Here is a 17,912-nt window from a genome sequence, read left to right as displayed (position 1 = left end):
CGACCGCACGGCGAGCTCGTCCATGGATAACAAATTCGAGGCCACCTTCCTCTGGGGTGATCGTCGTCATGTGCGCGCGGTCGCGGGCGTAGAGTCCCTAACATGGGCAAATTCAGCGAGAAACTGAAATCTGTGCTCATGCACGATGATTTGTCGGACATCCCAGCCAAGCAAATCCACCGTTGGGAAGACGAGGGCGGCGCGATACCGCCCCGGCCTAAGCGGGCTCGCAGATACATCCGCCGCCGTCGACCGGGTCAGAAGCCCGTCGACGGCGGCACCCCCTTGTGAGGGACGGGTAGCCTGAGCTGGGACACCGGAGCCCCGCTTGACCGAGCGGCTTGGTCGAGCGGGCACTTTACTGGAGCCCGGATCACTGCCGTCGATGGCGCGGCCAACGGGTTAAGGGAGGGCGCAGCGCTGCTGCGCGGATAATAGCCTCGTGGTATCCGCGAGCGGCGGACTTGCGGGGTGACGTAACGACTCCGAGCAGGTCCGCGCACTGGCATCGCCCTGGCCACCCTCAAGACTGAGGCAATACTCCGCAGTAGAAGCTCAATGAACCAGACTGAGGTGCCTGTCCCTCGTCCCCAGCGTTGACGCCCGGCGATACCGCCGGCAGCCGCGACGAGCGCGTCGCGTACGGCGAATGTAATCGCCGATGAAAACAGAGCCCGATTTTCGTCCGAAGATTCGCAGCAGCGCCGACGCGTATGCGGTCACGACTGCAGCGATGCCGTCGCGGTCGAATCCATCCAGCGAACTTTCCGGCATTGTGCGTCATTTGCCGCACCACAGTCCCCCACGATTGACCATGGCTGCGGTTTAGCACCGGGTACCGCGGGTACTGACTTTCCACTTAACCGCAGACTTAAGCAGCTCGGAGGTAATGAACGATGGGCGGCACATCCGCGGACAACGCATACATCACGGACGCCCCACACGACGACACACGTCGCGGTGAACGTCCGCTCCCGCCCGACGAGGATCCCTTTTACCAGCCACCAAAGGGCTACGAAAAGGCCCGACCCGGCACCGTACTCCGCTCACGGGGAGTCGAGCTCGGCTTTCTCGGGATGATTCCCCAACGGATCACCGCAACCCAGCTTCTCTATCGCAGTACCAACTTGCACGGCGACCCCGAGGGCGCGGTCACCACGGTGCTGGTACCCGAGCGGCGGGATCCCGACGTGGTTTACCCCATGCTGTCATATCAATGCGCCATCGACGCTGTCGCGTCGCGGTGCTTCCCTTCGTACGCACTGCGGCGCGGCGCGAAGGCTATCGGCGCTTTCGTACAGTCGGAGTTCCTGCTGGTAGCGGCCGCTCTGGCCGAAGGCTGGGCGGTGTCGGTGCCTGATCACGAGGGCTGCCATGGCATGTGGGGCTCGCCGTATGAGCCCGGATACCGCATCGTCGACGGTATACGCGCGGCGTTGGGGTGCGAGCGGCTCGGATTGTCGCCGTCCGCTCCGGTGGGCTTATGGGGGTATTCGGGTGGTGGACTCGCCTCGGCGTGGGCCGCCGAGATGACCGCCGAGTACGCGCCTGAGCTCAACATCGTCGGCGCCGTGCTGGGCTCACCGGTCGGTAATCCGGAGAGCGTGGCGCGCCGCCTCAACGGCAGCTTCTTTGCCGGCCTCGCGGCTCTGATGATCGCTGCGTTGATCCAGGTCTTCCCCGACGCCCAGCAAGTAGTCGACAGGCATGCGACCGAGGAAGGCAAACGGTTGCTCGAGGAGCTCCAGACGATGACGACAGCCTCGGCAGTTTGGCGGTTGCGCAAAGTCAACATCGGCTCATATGTCGACATGTCGGCCGACGAATTGTGGGACCTGCCAGAAGTGCGCAACATTTTCGATGAAACCAAGCTGGGCAAGTCGGCGCCAGCAATGCCTGTGCTGGTCGTCCAAGCCGTACACGACAACATCATCAGCGTCGAGGACGTCGATGAGCTCGTCGCGACATATATACGTGGCGGCACCGCGGTCACGTATCACCGCGACGGGTTCTGCGATCATCTGCTTCTGCATCCACTGTCAGCGCCCATGACACTGAGGTGGCTGCGGGACCGGTTTGCACGGCGCCCTCTCGACGAGCACCGGACCCGGACCAAGTGGCCGACATTGTTCAACCCCTCGACTTATCTTGGGATGCTCAAGTTGGGTGTGATCAGCGCGAAAGTGATCGCTGGGCGTTCGATCGAACGCCATCCGTTGTCCACGACCGACGTGCCTTACGGCTCGGAGCGATACTCGAGCGAGACAAACACCGGGCGGCTGGGAGAACAATGACGCCGCGTGTCTACGGTCCGTGTTGTGGAGCTGCCGGCGGCACGGGCTAAGTCGTGAACACCGGTGACGAGATCGCGCTGACCGTCACGGTTGACGCCCAGGATTGATCAGGCGGCATCGTGGGAAGTCCCCACTTCATGAGCTCAGCCGGAACAGCGCTAGGGATGCTCGTGAACCATCCGCGAGCATCCGACCCCGACCGATTGCATGACGCGGTGTCGGGCGCGACCGTGCTGGTCACCGGCGCCTCGTTCGGCATCGGCGCGGCCACCGCGCGCAAACTCGCCTCGGCGGGAGCAACCGTGCTGCTCGCGGCCCGATCGACGGACAAACTCGACGAACTCGCAGCGACGGTCGCCGCCGACGGCGGGCATGCGGTGAGCTACCCGGCCGACATCAGCGACGAGGCCGCCGTAGCCGAATTGGCGAAATGCATCTGCGCCGAGCATGGCGCGCCGGACATCGTCGTAAACAACGCGGGCAAGTCGATCCGCCGCTCGCTGCACGAACAGTACGAGCGACCGCACGACTTCGACCGCACGATCGGCGTCAACTACCTTGGCCCGATTCGGCTGCTGCTGGAACTGGTTCCGGAGATGCGGCGGCGCGGCAGCGGGCACATCGTGAACGTGTCGAGCGTCGGCGTCCGCACCCCGCCGGGCCCCCGGTGGGGCGCCTACCAGGCGTCGAAGGGGGCATTCGACATGTGGCTGCGCAGCGTTGCACCCGAGCTGCACGCCGACGGAGTGGACGTCACAGCGATCTACTTCGGACTCATCAACACCCGGATGGTGGAACCGACCAAGAGCCTGCGCAACGCGCCCGGCCTGTCTGCCGAGCAGGCGGCGGACATCGTTGCGAAGGCGATCACCGATCGACCCCGCACGATCGCCCCGTGGTGGTTGTGGCCGGCCGAAGTCGCCACCGTCGTGTTGCGTGCGCCGGTGGAGCGGGCGACGCAGGTGTGGTGGCGGCGGCGCGCCAAGCACTCGGACTGAGCTGGGGGACTATGACACCCGTTCTGGTCGCCGGTTCCGAAGCAGACCAGGCTGCGCGCTCCACGCCCGGAAGCCATGTCGGTGAACGCCGCCTCGACGGCCGTCGATACCGATTCGCCGTGTCATCAGCGCCCCGAGATGACCCGACAAATGCGCCGGATTTTCCCTTCGATGTCGCCCGTGGACTGTTGGCCGATCGGCTGCCCGAAGTGCCGCAGTTGCGGTATCCGAGTAGCCGGAGCGCCGCTGGACTGGCGTGGTCGTCAATGATCGCCATGACCGGAGTAGGCGCCAGTGGCCGGTGACACCGTCGGGCTGACCGACATCGCCGCGCGCCTGCCTGCCTTGGTTCTGGACGCGCCCGTCGTTGCGCGGGGCACGCTCACGGCTTTTCTCGTCCGCGGGTCAGCGAAGAAGTCGATCGGCCGGGTCTTCCAAGACCGTGCGGCGCGTTACGCCGACCACGTTTTCATCCGTTTCGACGACGAAGGGCTGACCTACCGCGAGGCCAATGAAACCGTCAACCGCTACGCGGTGACGCTGGCCGAAAGCGGCGTGGGTCGCGGTGACGTCGTGGGCGTCATCATGCGCAATTCGGCGCGAACGCTGCTCGTGATGCTCGCGGCGGTCAAACTCGGCGCGATCGCCGGAATGCTGAACCACAAGCAGCGCGGCAACGTGCTGGCACACAGCGTCGGGCTGTTGCATGCCAAGGTGATCGTCGGCGAGGAGGACCTGCTTTCAGCAATCGACGAATCAGCGGCGGAAGTCTCCGACACCGTGACCATCGACGAGTTGGATCGCCTCTCTGCCGACGCGCCCACCGACAACCCGGCGGTGACGTCGTCGGTGCTGGCCAAGGACCCCGCGTTCTACATCTTCACCTCCGGCACCACCGGCGCCCCGAAGGCCAGTGTCATGACGCACTACCGGTGGCTGCGCGCGATGGGTGGGTCCGGCGCCATAGGCATGCGGTTGAAGAGCAGCGACATCGTGTACTGCTGCCTGCCGCTGTACCACAACACGGCGCTGACCGTGGCGGTGTCGGGAGTGATCAGCGCGGGGGCGACTCTTGCTTTGGGCCGGTCGTTTTCAGCCTCGAGGTTCTGGGACGACGTGACTCGTTACGACGCCACCGCCTTCGTCTACATTGGCGAGGTTTGCCGCTATCTGCTCAACCAGCCGGAGAGGGACACGGACCGAACCAACAAAGTGCGCGTGATCGGCGGCAACGGACTGCGCCCCGATATCTGGGACGAGTTCACTTCTCGCTTCAACATCCCGCAGGTGTTCGAGTTATATGGGGCCAGTGAGGGAAACACGGGATTTGTCAATATCTTTCACATCCCCAAGACGGCTGGCGTCTGCCCTACCGCGGTTGCGTTCGTCGAGTACGACCCGGAGACCGGCGAGCCGGTTCGCGATGAGAACGGCCGGGTCCGCAAAGTGCGCCGCGGCCAGCCCGGTCTGCTGTTGAGCAAAATCACCAAGGCGCAGCCGTTCGACGGCTACACCGATCCGGAAGCCAGCGAGAAGAAGTTGATTCGCAACGCTTTTCGCGACGGTGACGTGTGGCTCAACAGCGGTGACCTGCTGCGCCCGCAGGGTTGGCGCCACGCTGTGTTCGTCGACCGGCTCGGTGACACCTTCCGATGGAAGGGCGAGAACGTGGCGACGACGGACGTCGAGGCCGCAGTGGCGGCCGACCCGGGGGTCGAGGCGGTGACGGTCTTCGGGGTGAAGGTGCCCGGCGCGGACGGGCGCGCCGGGATGGCGGCCGCGGTGTTGAAGGACGGCACAGAGTTCGACGGCGCGTCGCTGGCCCATACCATCTACGACCGCCTGTCCGGCTACGCGGTGCCGCTGTTCATCAGGGTCGTCGATTCGCTGGAGCACACCGCGACGGTCAAGACCAAGAAGGTCGATCTGCGCGAGCAAGGATACGGACCCGATGTCGACGATCCGGTCTACGTGCTCAACGGTCGCGAGGAAGGCTACGTCCCGTACTACGACGACTATCCCGAGGAAGTCGCAGCCGGTGAGCGGCCCGCAAGCTGACATCCGCAGGATCGCGGGACGGCGACGTGGAGGAATCATGCAGGACAGTGCGCAGGCCGGGGCCGCCCCGCCAGATGAAACCACCCCCCAAGGAACGAGGCATCCCCATCCGGTGAGCCGGTTCAGCGTTACCTGCAGTTTCGTTCTCGGGTCTTGACGGCGTCAAGAGTGGCCACCTAACCCATCGAGCTGGCCGATCACGCCGCGGCGGTGAGCAATTCCTGCAGGGCGACCTCGAAGTCGTCGGCCAGGTCCCATACGTCGGGCACCAGTTCCCAGCATGAGTTGATCCCGACGTCAAGCTTGCCGGTCAGCGACATCACCGTGATGTTGAGGCCGGTGCCGTAGAAGATCGGTCCAAGCGGATACATCGCCTTGACCTGGCAGCCCAGAAAGTACAACGGCACCTGCGGTCCCGGCACGTTGGAGATGACCAGGTTGTGCACCGGTCGGCGGGTCAGCACCGTACTGGCGAAGAGTCTCACCGTCGGAGCCAACAGCGCCCGCCCTGCAAACTGCGCCCAGTCCAGCAACAGCGTCGCCCCGATCGCCGCGCTGTGCTCCTTGGCCACCCCATTGGCATGCGCGATGGCGCGCAGGCGGTCGGCCGGGTCGGCGATTTGAGTCTGCAGGCGGGAGAACAACGCCGTCAACTGGTTGCGGCCTGGCCGGTCGGACTTTTGATGCACCGATACCGGCACCGTGGCCACCAGCGAGGTGTCGGGCAGCTGACCGCGATCGAGCAAGAACTTGCGCAGCACTCCGGCGCACAGTGCCATCACCACATCGTTGACCGTGACATTGAACCTGTTCTTGATCGTCTTGATGTCGTCGAACTCCAGGCGGGCGTAGGCGATATTGCGCCGGCGAGTGATGGAGTCGTTGAACGGCGTGCGCGGCGCCCGGAACGGCGCCGCCATGGCCCGCCCGCTGCGCCCCCGGCGCACGGTGTCGACGATCGTTGACGCCGTCATCGGCAGCACAGTGGCCAGCTGCACTGGCCGGGCAACGAACTTCGCCAGACCCCGCACCGCCATTCCCAGCGAGTTGGTCTCCCCCGGCCCGTCCACCGCCTTCGGCGCCGGCGTGTCCGGTTCGGTGCCGCACAGCTGCGACAGCAGGTTCGCACCGCCCACCCCGTCCACGCTGGCGTGATGCACCTTGGTCATCACCGCCAGCCGCTCACCCGCCCGGGCGTCGGTGCCAGCGATCCCCTCGATCACCCACATCTCCCACAGGGGCTGGCCGCGATCAAGGGGCAGGGAGGCGATGCGCCCGCAGGTCTCCGACAGCTCGACGCGCCCGCCGGGCGCCGGCAGCCCGATGCGGTGCAGATGCCGGTCCAGATCGAAACTGTGGTCCTCCACCCACACCGGATGGTCGAGATTCAGCCGGCTGTCGGCCAACCTCTGCCGAAACTCCGGGATCGACTTGATCCGCACGCCCAGCTCTTCACGCAGCCGAGCGAAGCTGTACCCGCCGGGCACTGTCGCGGCGTCCAACTCCAAGATCGCGCAGACGTGCAACGGCTGTGAGGGCGTTTCCAAATACAAGAAGCTGGCATCCAGCCCGCTGAGCCGTTGCATACGTTCCCTTCCTCAGGTCTAGGGGGTCATTGCCGCCAGCCGACCTGGACTGCCGGTGGGGCGATGCGATCGAAGCCCGGCCGGCGGCACGCCGCGATCACAACTTGATGGCGAACCCGTTCAGGTCCTGACTAAAGGGCGTAGAGCTCATAAAGACGACTGTCCCGAGTCTCAGGAGCGAAAATTCGTTGAGAAATCCGCCGACACCATTGTGCGCTCATCTGCGCTCGATTGAAAGTAGGTTTCAGGTGCCGATATCCCCAATCCTCTTGACGCAGCGGAAAATTCCACCGTTTGACGGGCAATACCCAGCCCAATCCTCTTGACGCACTGTCAAATACGAAGCGAGGTTTCAGGCGAGGTTTTGGGTTTAGCGCGAACATGCGGAGCGTGTCGCGTGAAGGTCTAGACGGCGGTCGTGACGCGGCACCCAATTACTTGCGCCTCTCGCCCCGTGCCCGCTTGGCCGTCAGGCGGTGATGTCAAGTCACTCAGCGAGCACGCCGGCATTGCCCAGATCGGAGGAATCTTCAGCCGTGCCGGAGCATCATCACACATATGCGAAGGAATCGTGTTCACCGTCAATGAGATCGCCACGCTTCCGCTTTTCTCGACGCTTGCGGAGGATGAGCTGGAATACCTTGCCGGCGCCGTTGAAGACATCCACCTCGTCGCCGGGGAGTACGTAGCCCACGAGGGCGAAGGCAGGTTTCTGGCGGTCGTCGTCGAAGGTAGGGCCGAGCTGACCAAGCTGGTGAACGACGTCGAGCAGGTGATCGGCGTCCGGCTCCCAGGGGAGCTCGGCGGCGAGATCCCGATGACCCTAGGTACGCCATTGCCAGCCAGCATGCGAGCCATCGAGCCGTCGCGCGTGATGAAGGTGCCCATAAAGGTGTTCCACACGCTCGCCGCCATGGCTCCCCAGATCTCTGCAACGGTCGGTGCCGCCGCGTTGGAGCGCCTGGAGATGCTAAGAAACGCCACCGCGCAGCCGCTCGAGCCCGCGATGTTCATAATCGGCCCGCGCGTCGACCCGGGCGTGCACGGCTGCGACAGCTTCCTCCATCGCAACCAGATCCCCTACGAACGCCTGAACCCAGACGATCCTGCCGCTGTCGCACACACCGGAGGTAGAGCCCCACTCGCCGGCCCCTATCCAGTGGTGGTGCTGCGCGACGGCACTCGGCTGATTGCCCCGACGATGCGTGTCGTTGCCACGGTCGCTGGACTGACGGTAGCGCCCGGCCGGACGCACTACGACGTGGTGATAGTAGGCGGCGGGCCGGCGGGTCTGACAGCGGCGGTCAACAGCGCTTCCGAGGGCCTGCAGACAGGGCTGATCGAGTCCTTCGCCCCGGGTGGGCAGGCCGGCACCTCGACCCGAATCGAGAACTACACGGGGTTTCCATTCGGCGTCTCTGGGGACGAGCTCGCGAGCCGGGCGCTGCAACAGGCGAAGCGGCTGGGCGCCGAGATTGTCGTGACCCGCCGGGTCGAAGCCATCGACCCGGCAGAACTGACCGTCAGGCTGGATGGAGGTGACGTCCTCCGAACGAAATCAATCGTGCTCGCGATGGGCGTGGAGTGGCGGCGCCTCCAGGTCGATTCGGTCGATCGATTCGTCGGCTCCGGTGTCTACTACGGTGCCGCACGCAGCGACGCCAGTCTGGCGCAGGGAAACGACGTGTATCTGATCGGTGCGGGCAATTCTGCCGGTCAGTCCGCCATCTTCTTCTCCAACCACGCTCGATCGGTGACACTCCTCGTGCGGGGCGAGTCGCTTGCGGCGAGCATGTCTCACTACCTCATCGAGCAGATCGCAACGAAAGCGAACATCCGAGTGGAAACCCGATCCGAGGTTGTCGAGGTCCACGGAGACGAACAGCTCGAGGCGATCGAGATCATCGATCGAAGGACGGGCGCGACATCTCGACGGGATGCGAGGGTGCTCTTCGTCCTCATCGGCGCCGAAGCGGCGACTGACTGGCTACCCGCGGAGATCTCGCGCGACAAACACGGCTTCGTCTTGACGGGCACCGACGCGATGAAGGCGGGACAGTGGAAGGCCGATCGCGAGCCGTTCGCTCTCGAAACGAGCGCGCCGGGGATCTTCGCGGTCGGCGATATTCGCTCGGGATCGGTGAAGCGCGTGGCTGCATCCGTCGGTGAGGGCGGCATCACAATCGCCTTCGTGCATCGCTACCTCCAACTCTCTCGCTAGCGTGGCCAATCTGCCCTCGGATTCCGCCAATGCGGAGGCTCTCTCGCCTGCTGGCTGAGCACGCCACGAGTACGAGCAGACGGCCCTGGAACGGTGTGCGACCTATATGTGGGCAGGCTTGGACGCCTCGGACGGCTCAGCGATTTCAGTCGTTCGCCGACGCAGCCTCACTGATGATCGACACTTCCGGTTCGGCGTCAGGTTGCAAGAACCACAAGGTAATTGGCGTAGTCGACTACGTCGACGACGCCAGCTACGCGGATCGCGTCGTCTGATAACTTTCGGGCCCGGACTATGGGATTTTTTGGCCGACCCGAGCTGGCCGCATACCACCGATGCCACGTGACGTTGATGAAAAAGAAAGCTGGCCAAGGCTTTTGGCCTTGACCAGCTTCCCTGTGTGGAGCTGCCGGGAATCGAACCAGGCGCATAACACGGTGTGACCTGCGACGATGCCGATAGTGAGCGCGCGAAACGGCCCGAAAGTACGCGAATCGACCTGCGGATACGCGAAATGTGTTGATGGCATCAACACTACGAAAGCGCCTCGACCTCGGGCTGGCCGACGGATCTGCCATCGGGTACGTTCTGCGACTTGTCGATAGCGCTCGCCCAAGCCGTCGGTGTACCTGGCAGCGTGGGGGCGATGGTCTGCTCAGCCGCCAGCGCAGGGTCGACGATCCCGGCAGCGCTGGCGTAAGGGCCGAGCCGAGGACGCGCAACAACGGCTAAGTCGTCGAGACCAGTCAGCGATGCGCGTCAATCAAGGTGGCAACCGCCTTCTGTGCATCCTGAGTGGCCAGCGGAGGCGTGGCGAACATCTCGGCGATCATCATCGCTACCGGTGTGGTCCACAGCAACATGCCCAACGCGACGGCATGTTCACCCGTGGTCGCATGGTTCAAACGGGCCATTAAGTTCGCCAATGCCGCGCCGAGACGTTCCATGCGCCGCCCATCAAGCCCGCTGCGCAACTGCTTGGTCGAGATGAGAATCTCTAGCCCCGCCATTGCTTTTGGATTGGCGAATGCCTCCCACGTCGCCCGCACCAAGTCTTCTGTGTCGGTGACCTGCGCCGGATCGGACAACACTTCAAGTGATGAGCAAAGACGCTCGACTGCATCTTCGATCACCGCCGTCAGCAGACCATCGCGGTCACCGAAGTGATGCTGGATGACGCCCCAACTCACCCCTGCGCGTTCAATGATGTGTCGCGCGCTAGCCGATGAGAAGCCTTCCTCGCGAATGCACCGAACTGTCTCGTCGATGAGTAAGTCGCGAGTCCGGTCCCCCCGCTCCTGCCGCCCGGTGCTCGGACGACGCGGAGCGGTGCGTTTGCGCCCAGTCATCTCCGTAGTCCGCCCTGCTCACCGCGTTGCCTCATCCACGACACCTTAAGTCAACACCCTTGCCACTAAAACATGGCATGTGCCATGCTTCGGGGCAAGCAGCTACCCGTTCGCCAAAGGACCGGCTCATGACAGAAATAATCGACGTTGACGGCAAGCGAATGTCACCGGAGAGGCCGGGTCTTTCATCACTGCAAAAGTCGCTCTTCGGCGTCTTGGCGTTTTTCTTCGTCATTCATATTGTGTTCTGGTATCTCGAGTTTCACGCTGGGGTGTCACACGCGGTTGCGTCCACCACGTTGGTCGTCTTCGTCGTCGGCTGTTTCTTGACAGCACTTGCGCTGCCTTGGCTTCCGCTTCCCGACCAGCGCGACCGGACCAAGTGGGAACGCCTGAGCGCGATGGTAATCGTCTGGGTCTTCATCGCCCTGATACCGCGCTTCATCTGGGAATTGCCGTGGCTGTTGTTCTTCAACCAGATCAGAGACGGTGTGCAGCACGGGTCGGCCTGGACCTACATGTGGTCGCCAATCCTGCTCGGAGGAGACGCACGCTACCTAAACGGTGACCCGCTCATCGTCGTCTTCGAATGGATAGCCTTCTTCGTAGGACTGTTCGAGGCCTATGCGCTGGTGCAGTTCTTCCGAAACGGTAAGCGGTTCACTAACACTCAGCTCTCGTTCATCATGGCCGGAATGATCGTCGAGGTCACCCTGCCAGCGGTCTACTTCGGGGTAGAAATCGCCAACAACATGCAGAGTATGACGAGTCCGCTGGAGATGTGGATCAAGTTCGTGGTGCTGAATCTGTTGTGGTGCACCATGCCACTCGTCACCTTCGCCTGGGGCGTTCGCAGACTGGCACGTCAAGATCTCGCGGTAACCTTCTAGACCAAACACATTGGTGACCACAACTTTGGATTCAGCCTTCCGCACGGTGTTCGCGGCACGATCGACGTCGTCGGGCAGGAGCTCCGTGCCCTCGCTCCAGCGGCAGCCCGATGCCACCCGGAACTCAACGAGTGGACGCCAACCCAGTCATGGGCTGTGATGGCTAAGAAGTCCGGATCGGCGCCGAGCGACTCCAGCGCTTTGGTGGCCCGAATTTGTCGACGAGCTTCTAGGACTTCTTAGCCGAAGCCATGTCCTCGAACGCGTCGAAGACTACTTGTCGTCGAGCCGATACATAGGTGCTGCCGTCCCTGCGCTCGCCAGGCCGGGGCCGATGCCATACGGCGCGCCTAGACCAGAATGTTGATGAGGTGTTGATGAAAAAGAAAGCTGACCAGGGCTTTTGGCTCTGACCACCTTTTCCCGGTGGAGCTGCCGGGAATCGAACGAGGCGCAGAAATCCCGTCGAACTGGGGAAACGGCGGGATTGACGACGCGAAACGACGCCAAACGACGCGAGATGTCCTGCGGATGCGCCAGCGGTGTTGATGGCATCAACGCTGATCGCTGGCCCGTAGTGATCGACGTCCGGACGGCGGCAGATGGTCACAAATGAACCGCTGCCGACCGAACCTCCACGTCACACAATGGCGACGTTGATTAAGACCACTTACACCGCCACGGATCACCGAATCCGGGTCATCAGTGCGGGACTGATCGATGAGTTGCCGTCTAACTGAGGCCCAACCGGTGGGCGCGGTCATTCGTCGATGCTGATGGCACGCTCAGGGCAGTTCGCGACCGCCATCCGCGCTTTGTCTTCCCATTCCGGAGGGATGTCGTCGACATGGACGAATGCCTTGGCGTCGTCATCAACGTCGAAGATCTCGGGGTACGTCATTGCACATCGACTGTGGCCCTGGCAGGCGTCACGCTCTATGCGTACACGCATCGTTTCCTCTCCCCTGCAGCCGATCTCGATTCGAGGATTGAAAGCATCCCGCTCAATCGATGCCCTTGAGCCGAGTGCCGATCACAGATTCATCGGTAAGTGCCTCGATCGCCGTTTCGTCCAATCCGAGCAGCTCCTTCAAGATCTTCTCGTTGTGTTCTCCGACCGTGGGTGCCGGCGACCGACACCATCGATCGACGCTGCGGAACTTAAATGGAATAGTCGGAACCTGGTGCTGACCGACGATCGAGTGATTCAAATGTTCGAAGTAGCCACGCGCGACCATCTGCGGGTGTTGAGGGCTGAACCGCGCGTCGTAAAGCATCGAAGCAGGAACCCCAGAAGCCGACAGCATGGCCGCTGCGTCGGCGCTGTCTTGCCCAGAGGCCCACTGCTCAAGATGTTTGTCGATCAAATCATGCGCACGCCAGCGCCCTTCGTGCGTGTCGAGCGAGGGATCATCCGCCCAGCCTGGTTGGCCGAGCACCGTTTTCAATGCGACCCATTGCTCGTCGGACGCGATGGAGAGAGCCAACCACTGCTCGTGGCCGCGACATGGGTACAGACCCTGAGGCGCCGAGTCCCTACTGCGATTGCCGAGTCGCGATAGAAGGGTGCCATAGGCGGTGAACTCGATGACCTGCTCAGCGGCGGCATTCAGCGCCGCTTCGACCATGGATACCTCGATGAAAGAGCCATGGCCGGTTTGTTCGCGCCGACTTAGGCCAACAAGCATTGCGAAAGCGGAATGCATGCCCGCCAACGGGTCACACGGTCCGCGCGGTATGCGCGGTTGATCGTGTTCGTGGCCGGTCACCCACGCCATGCCGGTCATCTGCTCCATAGTCTGCGCGAACCCGACATGGTCCCGCCACGGTCCGTCCAGACCGAAAGCGGGCATACGAGTCATGATCAGTCGCGGGTTAACAGAACTCAGCGCTTCCCATGTGATTCCGAAATTCTCGAAGACGCGCGGCGAGTAATTCTCCACCACGACGTCGGCTTTTTCGGCAAGCCGGAAGAACAACTCACGACCTCTTGGTGACGAGAGGTCGAGCGTCAATCCTTTCTTGTTGGCATTGGTGGCTAAGTACATGGCCGAGCGCTCCCACCAGCTGGGCTGGTCCATGAATGCTCCAGCGGTCATCCGTGCGCCGTCTGGATGCTGAACTGACTCCAAGTGAATGACCTCGGCGCCCAACGCCGCCAAGATGTGGGTTGATGAAGGCCCGGCCCACCAGGCGGTGGCGTCGATGATGCGTATGCCACCCAGCGGTAGATTCCCTGCTGACACCGAGTTTCCTGGCGTGCGCGGCTTCTGGAGAAGTGCTGTCGCATCGAGCTCACCGAGCCGTGGCGCAATCTTCGGCTCTCCGCCCGGCCGTGTGCCATCGATCCGGTAGGGCGGGAGCGGATGAGTGAATGATCCGTCGGCGCTCGCGGCCCATACGCCTCGCGCGTTGAAGTGCGGATGGTCCAGCACAGTGCGCCCGTTGTTGACCTGCGCAACCGGAATCCGAAGCGCGGAAGCGACTTCCACGATCTCGGCGGTGGTTCGCTGAGTAGTCCAGTCCCGCACAATCTCGTTCCACTGCTCCGTCCGCTCATACCGCGTCGGAGCCGACGCCCAGGCCGCATCGTGTTCGAGGAGATCGGTACGCCCGATCATCACCAGGAAGGACTCGAACTGCTGATGGGTGTTGGTATTGAAACCGACCCAGCCGTCGGCCGTCGGCTCGATCGACGGCAGTTCGGTCATTCTCGGTGGAGCCGATATTGGTGGACTGCCGGCGAGGGCGTAGTACAGGTCGATGAATCCGCTGGCGCTGAGATGGCAGGCTTCCATCAACGAACCGTCGATGATCTCGCCGCCGCGTCCGGCACGGGCGCTCAGAAACGCAGCCATCGCACCGACAGCCGCATAGCTACCGAGGACCCATTCGAAGATGCGGCCGCCCGCTTGCAAGGGAGGTTGGTCCGGCCGGGCCCGCAGACCCATGGTTCCGCTTTCGGCCTGCAATGTGAACTCTGTTGCAGGCTTATCTCGATACGGACCTGTCAGGCCGAACGGTGACAACACGGCTATCACCAAATCGGGTGACTGACACAACATTTCGTCGTGGTCGATCCGGCCATCGACTCCGGCATCGATCACGATGTCGGCTGTTGCGATCAGATCGTCAACGTGCGGTTCACCGTAAACCCCCACGACCGAGCGCTTTCCGGCGTTCAGAAATGTGAACAAAGCCCCGTCGCCGTCCGGGCGCCGCCCCGTACCCCTGCGACGAAGCCGATCGCCGTCTGGTGACTCGACCTTGATCACTTCGGCGCCGACATCGGCAAACAGTTTGCCGCAATAAGGCCCAGCGATCTCGTCGGCGATCTCGATGATCCGCAGACCCTGAAGGATGTTCATCGCTCACTAATCTCCGATCACTCCCTCGCGCCGCAACCGGGCAAGTACTACTTCATCGCAGCCCGCCAGCGTTGTGAGTACCTCGTCGGTGTGCGCCCCGACGGTCGGCGGAAGTGCCGCGGCGAATGGACGGTCTGGCTTGGTCTTGATCGGCGTTGCGATCAGCCGCAGATGCGGCCGGCTCGTGGCGGGCGGTTCGTACACCATGGCGCGTGCTTTGACGTGTTCGTCGTCAAGTAAGTCGCTGCCTTCAAAGGCCGGAGCACCAGCGATATCGGTGGCTATGAAGAAGTCAATCCAGTCACGACGACTCCGGCTCTTGAAAAGTGTGGTGAGTTCACTGCGCAGGCGTTCGTCGGTTTGCGGATCGTCGCCTAGGTGCGCGCGGCCGGGTTCATACAGATCCGTTCGGTCTACGGCTTCGCAAAACCTTTGCCAGAACTTGTCTTCCAACGCGTTGAACACCACGTAGTTGCCGTCGCTGGTCTCGTAGTACTGATACCGGAGGGATGCATGCATATTGTCTGAGTAGCCGGACAGGTCATTGGCGAGGGCCGTCAGTTTCTGGAAGTTCCATGCGATCGCGGCGTCGACTTGAGAGACCTCGACATACTGCGGTTTCTGGTCGCGGCGCGCGCTGTGCAGTGCAGCCAGAACCGCGATCGCAGCGTAGAGCGGACCGGCCAACACACCGGTGGTGCCGGTGGCGCCGGCCGAGAGCCGCGGTGTTCCGTCGGCCTGGATCAGCGGCGGGTTCAGGCCGGCGAAGCAGTCGAAGGACAGCCCGTGCGTGGGGAGCTTCGCGTACGGGCCGTAGCTACCCATTCCGTTAAGGCTGCAATAGACGATTGTCGGGTTGAGTTCGACGACATCGTCGTAGCCGAGGCCGAGTCGCTCGGCGGCGCCGGCCCGCAGACCGTCGATCAGCACTGTGGCCTCTGCGGCAAGGCGCCGAAAGATCGCGGCCCCCTCCTCCGATTTCAAGTTGAGCGTCACGCTCTTCTTTCCGCGGTTCCACTGGAGGTTTTGCACATTGTCAGACGGAAAGAGCTCACCACGGAACCCGCCACCCCCGGGTTGTTCGATCTTGATCACCTCCGCACCGAGGTCGGCGAGGTGTCCGCCGAGCGCGTCAGGCGAGAAAAGGGATAGCTCGAGCACCCGAACATCGTGAAGCACGATAGTCAACCTTTCAGGATTTCGGTGCCCATTCGAGCTGAAGCCCTACATCAACGAGATCGACTTGATCTCGGTGAACTCCTCGAAGCCCCAGCGGCCCTGCTCACGGCCAAGGCCGCTGTGCTTGAAACCACCGAAAGGGCCACCGCCGTTGAACATTCCACGCGCGGGCACAGACCAGCCTGGACCTGCGCCGTTGCCCGGAGAAGTGCCAGGATCACTCTGACCACCGCCACAACACTGCACAATCACTGTGCCGGTGCGGATTTGGCGCGCTACGTTGAAGCCACGTGCGGCATTGCGCGTCATGACTACCCCCGCCAGCCCGAAGTCGGAGTCGTTAGCGATCCGTATCGCCTCCTCCTGAGTCTGGTAGGTCAGGACCGTCAGCACCGGGCCGAAGACTTCTTCCCGGCAGATCCGCATGTCGTTGCGACAGTTGATGAATGCGGTTGGCTCATAGAAGAAACCTTTGCTCAGGTGCGCGGGCCGCTTACCCCCGACCACTAACGTAGCCCCTTCATCGAGTGCCGATTGCACATAGCCCTCAACCCGCTGCCGTTGCTGTTCACGAATCAGCGGACCCACCACCGTGGCCGGGTCGCGAGGGTCACCAATTGTGAGGTTTGGCGCCATATTCTTGACGCCTTCCACGTAGCAATCGAGAAGGTGCTCAGGTAACAGCAGGCGCGACGCGGCGACGCATGCCTGTCCCGAATGCATCAGCACTTGACCGAAACCGATACCGGCAGCATCAGATTCAGTGACGTCGTCAAGAACGATGTGGGCACTTTTGCCGCCCAATTCCAGCTGGGCTCGCTTCATCGTCCGCGCCGAAATCTCCCGGATGCGCTTGCCGGTCGCTGTCGACCCCGTGAACGCGATCATGTCGACGAGGGGATTCGTCGACAATTCCTCCCCCACATCGCCGCCACCCACCACGACGTTGAAGACACCCGCCGGTATGCCCGCCTCCTCACCAATCCGGGCGAGTTCCAGCGCATTCATCGGCGTCCACGGATGTGGTTTCAAGACGACGGTGCAACCGACGGCCAGCGCTGGCAGGCACTTTTGCAGGTTGATCGAGAAGGGGAAGTTGAACGGTGTGATCACTCCAACCACTCCGACGGGTTCTCGGACGACGACAGTGCCGCCAAGCCCGGTCGGTGACACCGTCGGCGCTCCCGGGGTTTCGACCCAGGTGACATCGTGCTCTGCGAATTCGCTGTAGTAGTACGATGCTTCGATCGCTCCACCCACCTGCAGGAAGTCGGTGAGGAAGCCCACTGAGCCGATTTCGGAAACGATGAGTTCGCGAAGTTCGTCGCGCCTCGACTCCATGATTTCGCTGAAGCGCTTCAGTATTTTCGCGCGGTCGCGCACTGACATCCACGGCCAAGGACCTTCGTCGAATGCCCGGCGCGCCGCTTCGATTGCCATGACAGCTTGCTTGGCGCCGCCGTCGAGAACGCGGCCGACCACTTCTTCGGTGGCCGGGTCGATCACATCTATCTGTGCACCAGCATTGTCACTGGTCCACCGGCCGTCGATGAAGTTCTCGTATTGGCGGATTGCCACGCTGTTCCTTTCGTGTCCCGGTCGAGCCCGTCTATCGAGCGAAGCCCGTGCGCAGCCGCGGCTACCGCTAGTTCGCCACCGGATACGGTGCAGGCTCAAAGTTGAAGACGCGCCGCGCATTGCCCTGCAGCACCTTGTACTTGTCCGCGTCCGACCTACCTTCGAGACTCTTGTGCGCGGCCTCTAGCGAGCGCGGCCACAGGCTGTCGGTGTGCGGGTAGTCGGTTTCGATCATCACGTTCTCGACACCGATGTAATCGAGGTTGGCGGCACCGAATTCGTCCTCGATGAAGCAGCCGTAGATGTGATCGCGGAACAACTGCCGAGGCGACTCCGGGAAGACGGCGGGGTCCGCGGCGGTTGCGCTCATTCGCATGGTTGCCGGGTCGAC

13 protein-coding genes and 1 pseudogene are annotated in these 17,912 nt (G+C 62.8%); 6 read left to right on the top strand and 8 right to left on the bottom strand.

The annotated features are described in order from the left end of the window. Positions 1–102 precede the first annotated feature (102 nt). From WAO18_RS12530 to fadD6, 4 genes are all read left to right on the top strand, one after another. Positions 103–291 (top strand): hypothetical protein, encoded by a 189-nt coding sequence (locus WAO18_RS12530; RefSeq protein ID WP_422206593.1) that lies wholly within the window; start codon positions 103–105, stop codon positions 289–291. Between the two features lie 605 nt (positions 292–896). Further along, on the top strand, positions 897–2,294 hold the full coding sequence (locus WAO18_RS12525) for a lipase family protein (RefSeq protein ID WP_422206592.1): 1,398 nt from the start codon (positions 897–899) through the stop codon (positions 2,292–2,294). 137 nt (positions 2,295–2,431) lie between these two features. Continuing rightward, positions 2,432–3,292: an SDR family NAD(P)-dependent oxidoreductase gene (locus tag WAO18_RS12520; protein ID WP_422206614.1), complete on the top strand. Its 861-nt coding sequence runs from the start codon at positions 2,432–2,434 to the stop codon at positions 3,290–3,292. Between the two features lie 294 nt (positions 3,293–3,586). After that, the gene (gene fadD6, locus WAO18_RS12515) at positions 3,587–5,350 is read left to right on the top strand and encodes a long-chain-acyl-CoA synthetase FadD6 (protein WP_422206591.1); all 1,764 of its coding nucleotides are present in this window, start codon (positions 3,587–3,589) and stop codon (positions 5,348–5,350) included. 197 nt (positions 5,351–5,547) lie between these two features. Here the strand turns inward: fadD6 and WAO18_RS12510 are convergent, their stop codons facing one another. Next, positions 5,548–6,936, bottom strand: coding sequence for a WS/DGAT/MGAT family O-acyltransferase (locus tag WAO18_RS12510; protein ID WP_422206590.1), 1,389 nt, complete (start codon positions 6,934–6,936; stop codon positions 5,548–5,550). Between the two features lie 571 nt (positions 6,937–7,507). On the opposite strand from WAO18_RS12510, the gene WAO18_RS12505 reads away from it, so the two are divergent. Further along, a complete protein-coding gene (locus WAO18_RS12505; protein ID WP_422206589.1) occupies positions 7,508–9,157 on the top strand; it encodes an FAD-dependent oxidoreductase in 1,650 nt (549 codons plus the stop codon). Positions 9,158–9,903: 746 nt separating this feature from the next. Here the strand turns inward: WAO18_RS12505 and WAO18_RS12500 are convergent. Together WAO18_RS12500 and WAO18_RS12495 are read right to left on the bottom strand one after the other, a co-directional pair. Then, complete coding sequence (locus WAO18_RS12500) at positions 9,904–10,347, bottom strand: hypothetical protein (protein ID WP_422206617.1); 444 nt, start codon at positions 10,345–10,347, stop codon at positions 9,904–9,906. Next, positions 10,348–10,506: pseudogene (locus WAO18_RS12495) on the bottom strand (TetR/AcrR family transcriptional regulator); the annotation flags it as partial. Between the two features lie 128 nt (positions 10,507–10,634). On the opposite strand from WAO18_RS12495, the gene WAO18_RS12490 reads away from it, so the two are divergent. Beyond that, on the top strand, positions 10,635–11,396 hold the full coding sequence (locus WAO18_RS12490; protein ID WP_422206588.1) for a hypothetical protein: 762 nt from the start codon (positions 10,635–10,637) through the stop codon (positions 11,394–11,396). A 760-nt stretch (positions 11,397–12,156) separates the two neighbouring features. Here WAO18_RS12490 and WAO18_RS12485 read toward each other — a convergent pair. The 5 genes from WAO18_RS12485 to WAO18_RS12465 form a co-directional block, all read right to left on the bottom strand. After that, positions 12,157–12,348, bottom strand: coding sequence for a ferredoxin (locus WAO18_RS12485; protein ID WP_422206587.1), 192 nt, complete (start codon positions 12,346–12,348; stop codon positions 12,157–12,159). 52 nt (positions 12,349–12,400) lie between these two features. Further along, complete coding sequence (locus WAO18_RS12480) at positions 12,401–14,764, bottom strand: CaiB/BaiF CoA transferase family protein (protein WP_422206586.1); 2,364 nt, start codon at positions 14,762–14,764, stop codon at positions 12,401–12,403. Between the two features lie 6 nt (positions 14,765–14,770). After that, the gene (locus WAO18_RS12475; RefSeq protein ID WP_422206585.1) at positions 14,771–15,943 is read right to left on the bottom strand and encodes a CaiB/BaiF CoA transferase family protein; all 1,173 of its coding nucleotides are present in this window, start codon (positions 15,941–15,943) and stop codon (positions 14,771–14,773) included. A 45-nt stretch (positions 15,944–15,988) separates the two neighbouring features. After that, the gene (locus WAO18_RS12470) at positions 15,989–17,521 is read right to left on the bottom strand and encodes an aldehyde dehydrogenase family protein (RefSeq protein WP_422206584.1); all 1,533 of its coding nucleotides are present in this window, start codon (positions 17,519–17,521) and stop codon (positions 15,989–15,991) included. Between the two features lie 67 nt (positions 17,522–17,588). Continuing rightward, on the bottom strand, positions 17,589–17,912 hold a 324-nt coding region (locus WAO18_RS12465; protein ID WP_422206583.1), incomplete at its 5' end, for an amidohydrolase family protein.

This window comes from Mycobacterium sp., from assembly GCF_049278535.1.
Taxonomy (GTDB): Bacteria; Actinomycetota; Actinomycetes; order Mycobacteriales; family Mycobacteriaceae; genus Mycobacterium.
This window is presented reverse-complemented; position numbering and strand designations above follow the sequence as displayed.

Excerpts from the sequence above, each read along its gene's own strand:
- WAO18_RS12525 (WP_422206592.1), top strand. The coding sequence starts at position 897 with ATGGGCGGCACATCCGCGGACAACGCATACATCACGGACGCCCCACAC.
- WAO18_RS12530 (WP_422206593.1), top strand. The coding sequence starts at position 103 with ATGGGCAAATTCAGCGAGAAACTGAAATCTGTGCTCATGCACGATGAT.
- WAO18_RS12520 (WP_422206614.1), top strand. The coding sequence starts at position 2,432 with ATGAGCTCAGCCGGAACAGCGCTAGGGATGCTCGTGAACCATCCGCGA.
- WAO18_RS12490 (WP_422206588.1), top strand. The coding sequence starts at position 10,635 with ATGACAGAAATAATCGACGTTGACGGCAAGCGAATGTCACCGGAGAGG.
- WAO18_RS12510 (WP_422206590.1), bottom strand. The coding sequence starts at position 6,936 with ATGCAACGGCTCAGCGGGCTGGATGCCAGCTTCTTGTATTTGGAAACG.
- WAO18_RS12480 (WP_422206586.1), bottom strand. The coding sequence starts at position 14,764 with ATGAACATCCTTCAGGGTCTGCGGATCATCGAGATCGCCGACGAGATC.
- WAO18_RS12485 (WP_422206587.1), bottom strand. The coding sequence starts at position 12,348 with ATGCGTGTACGCATAGAGCGTGACGCCTGCCAGGGCCACAGTCGATGT.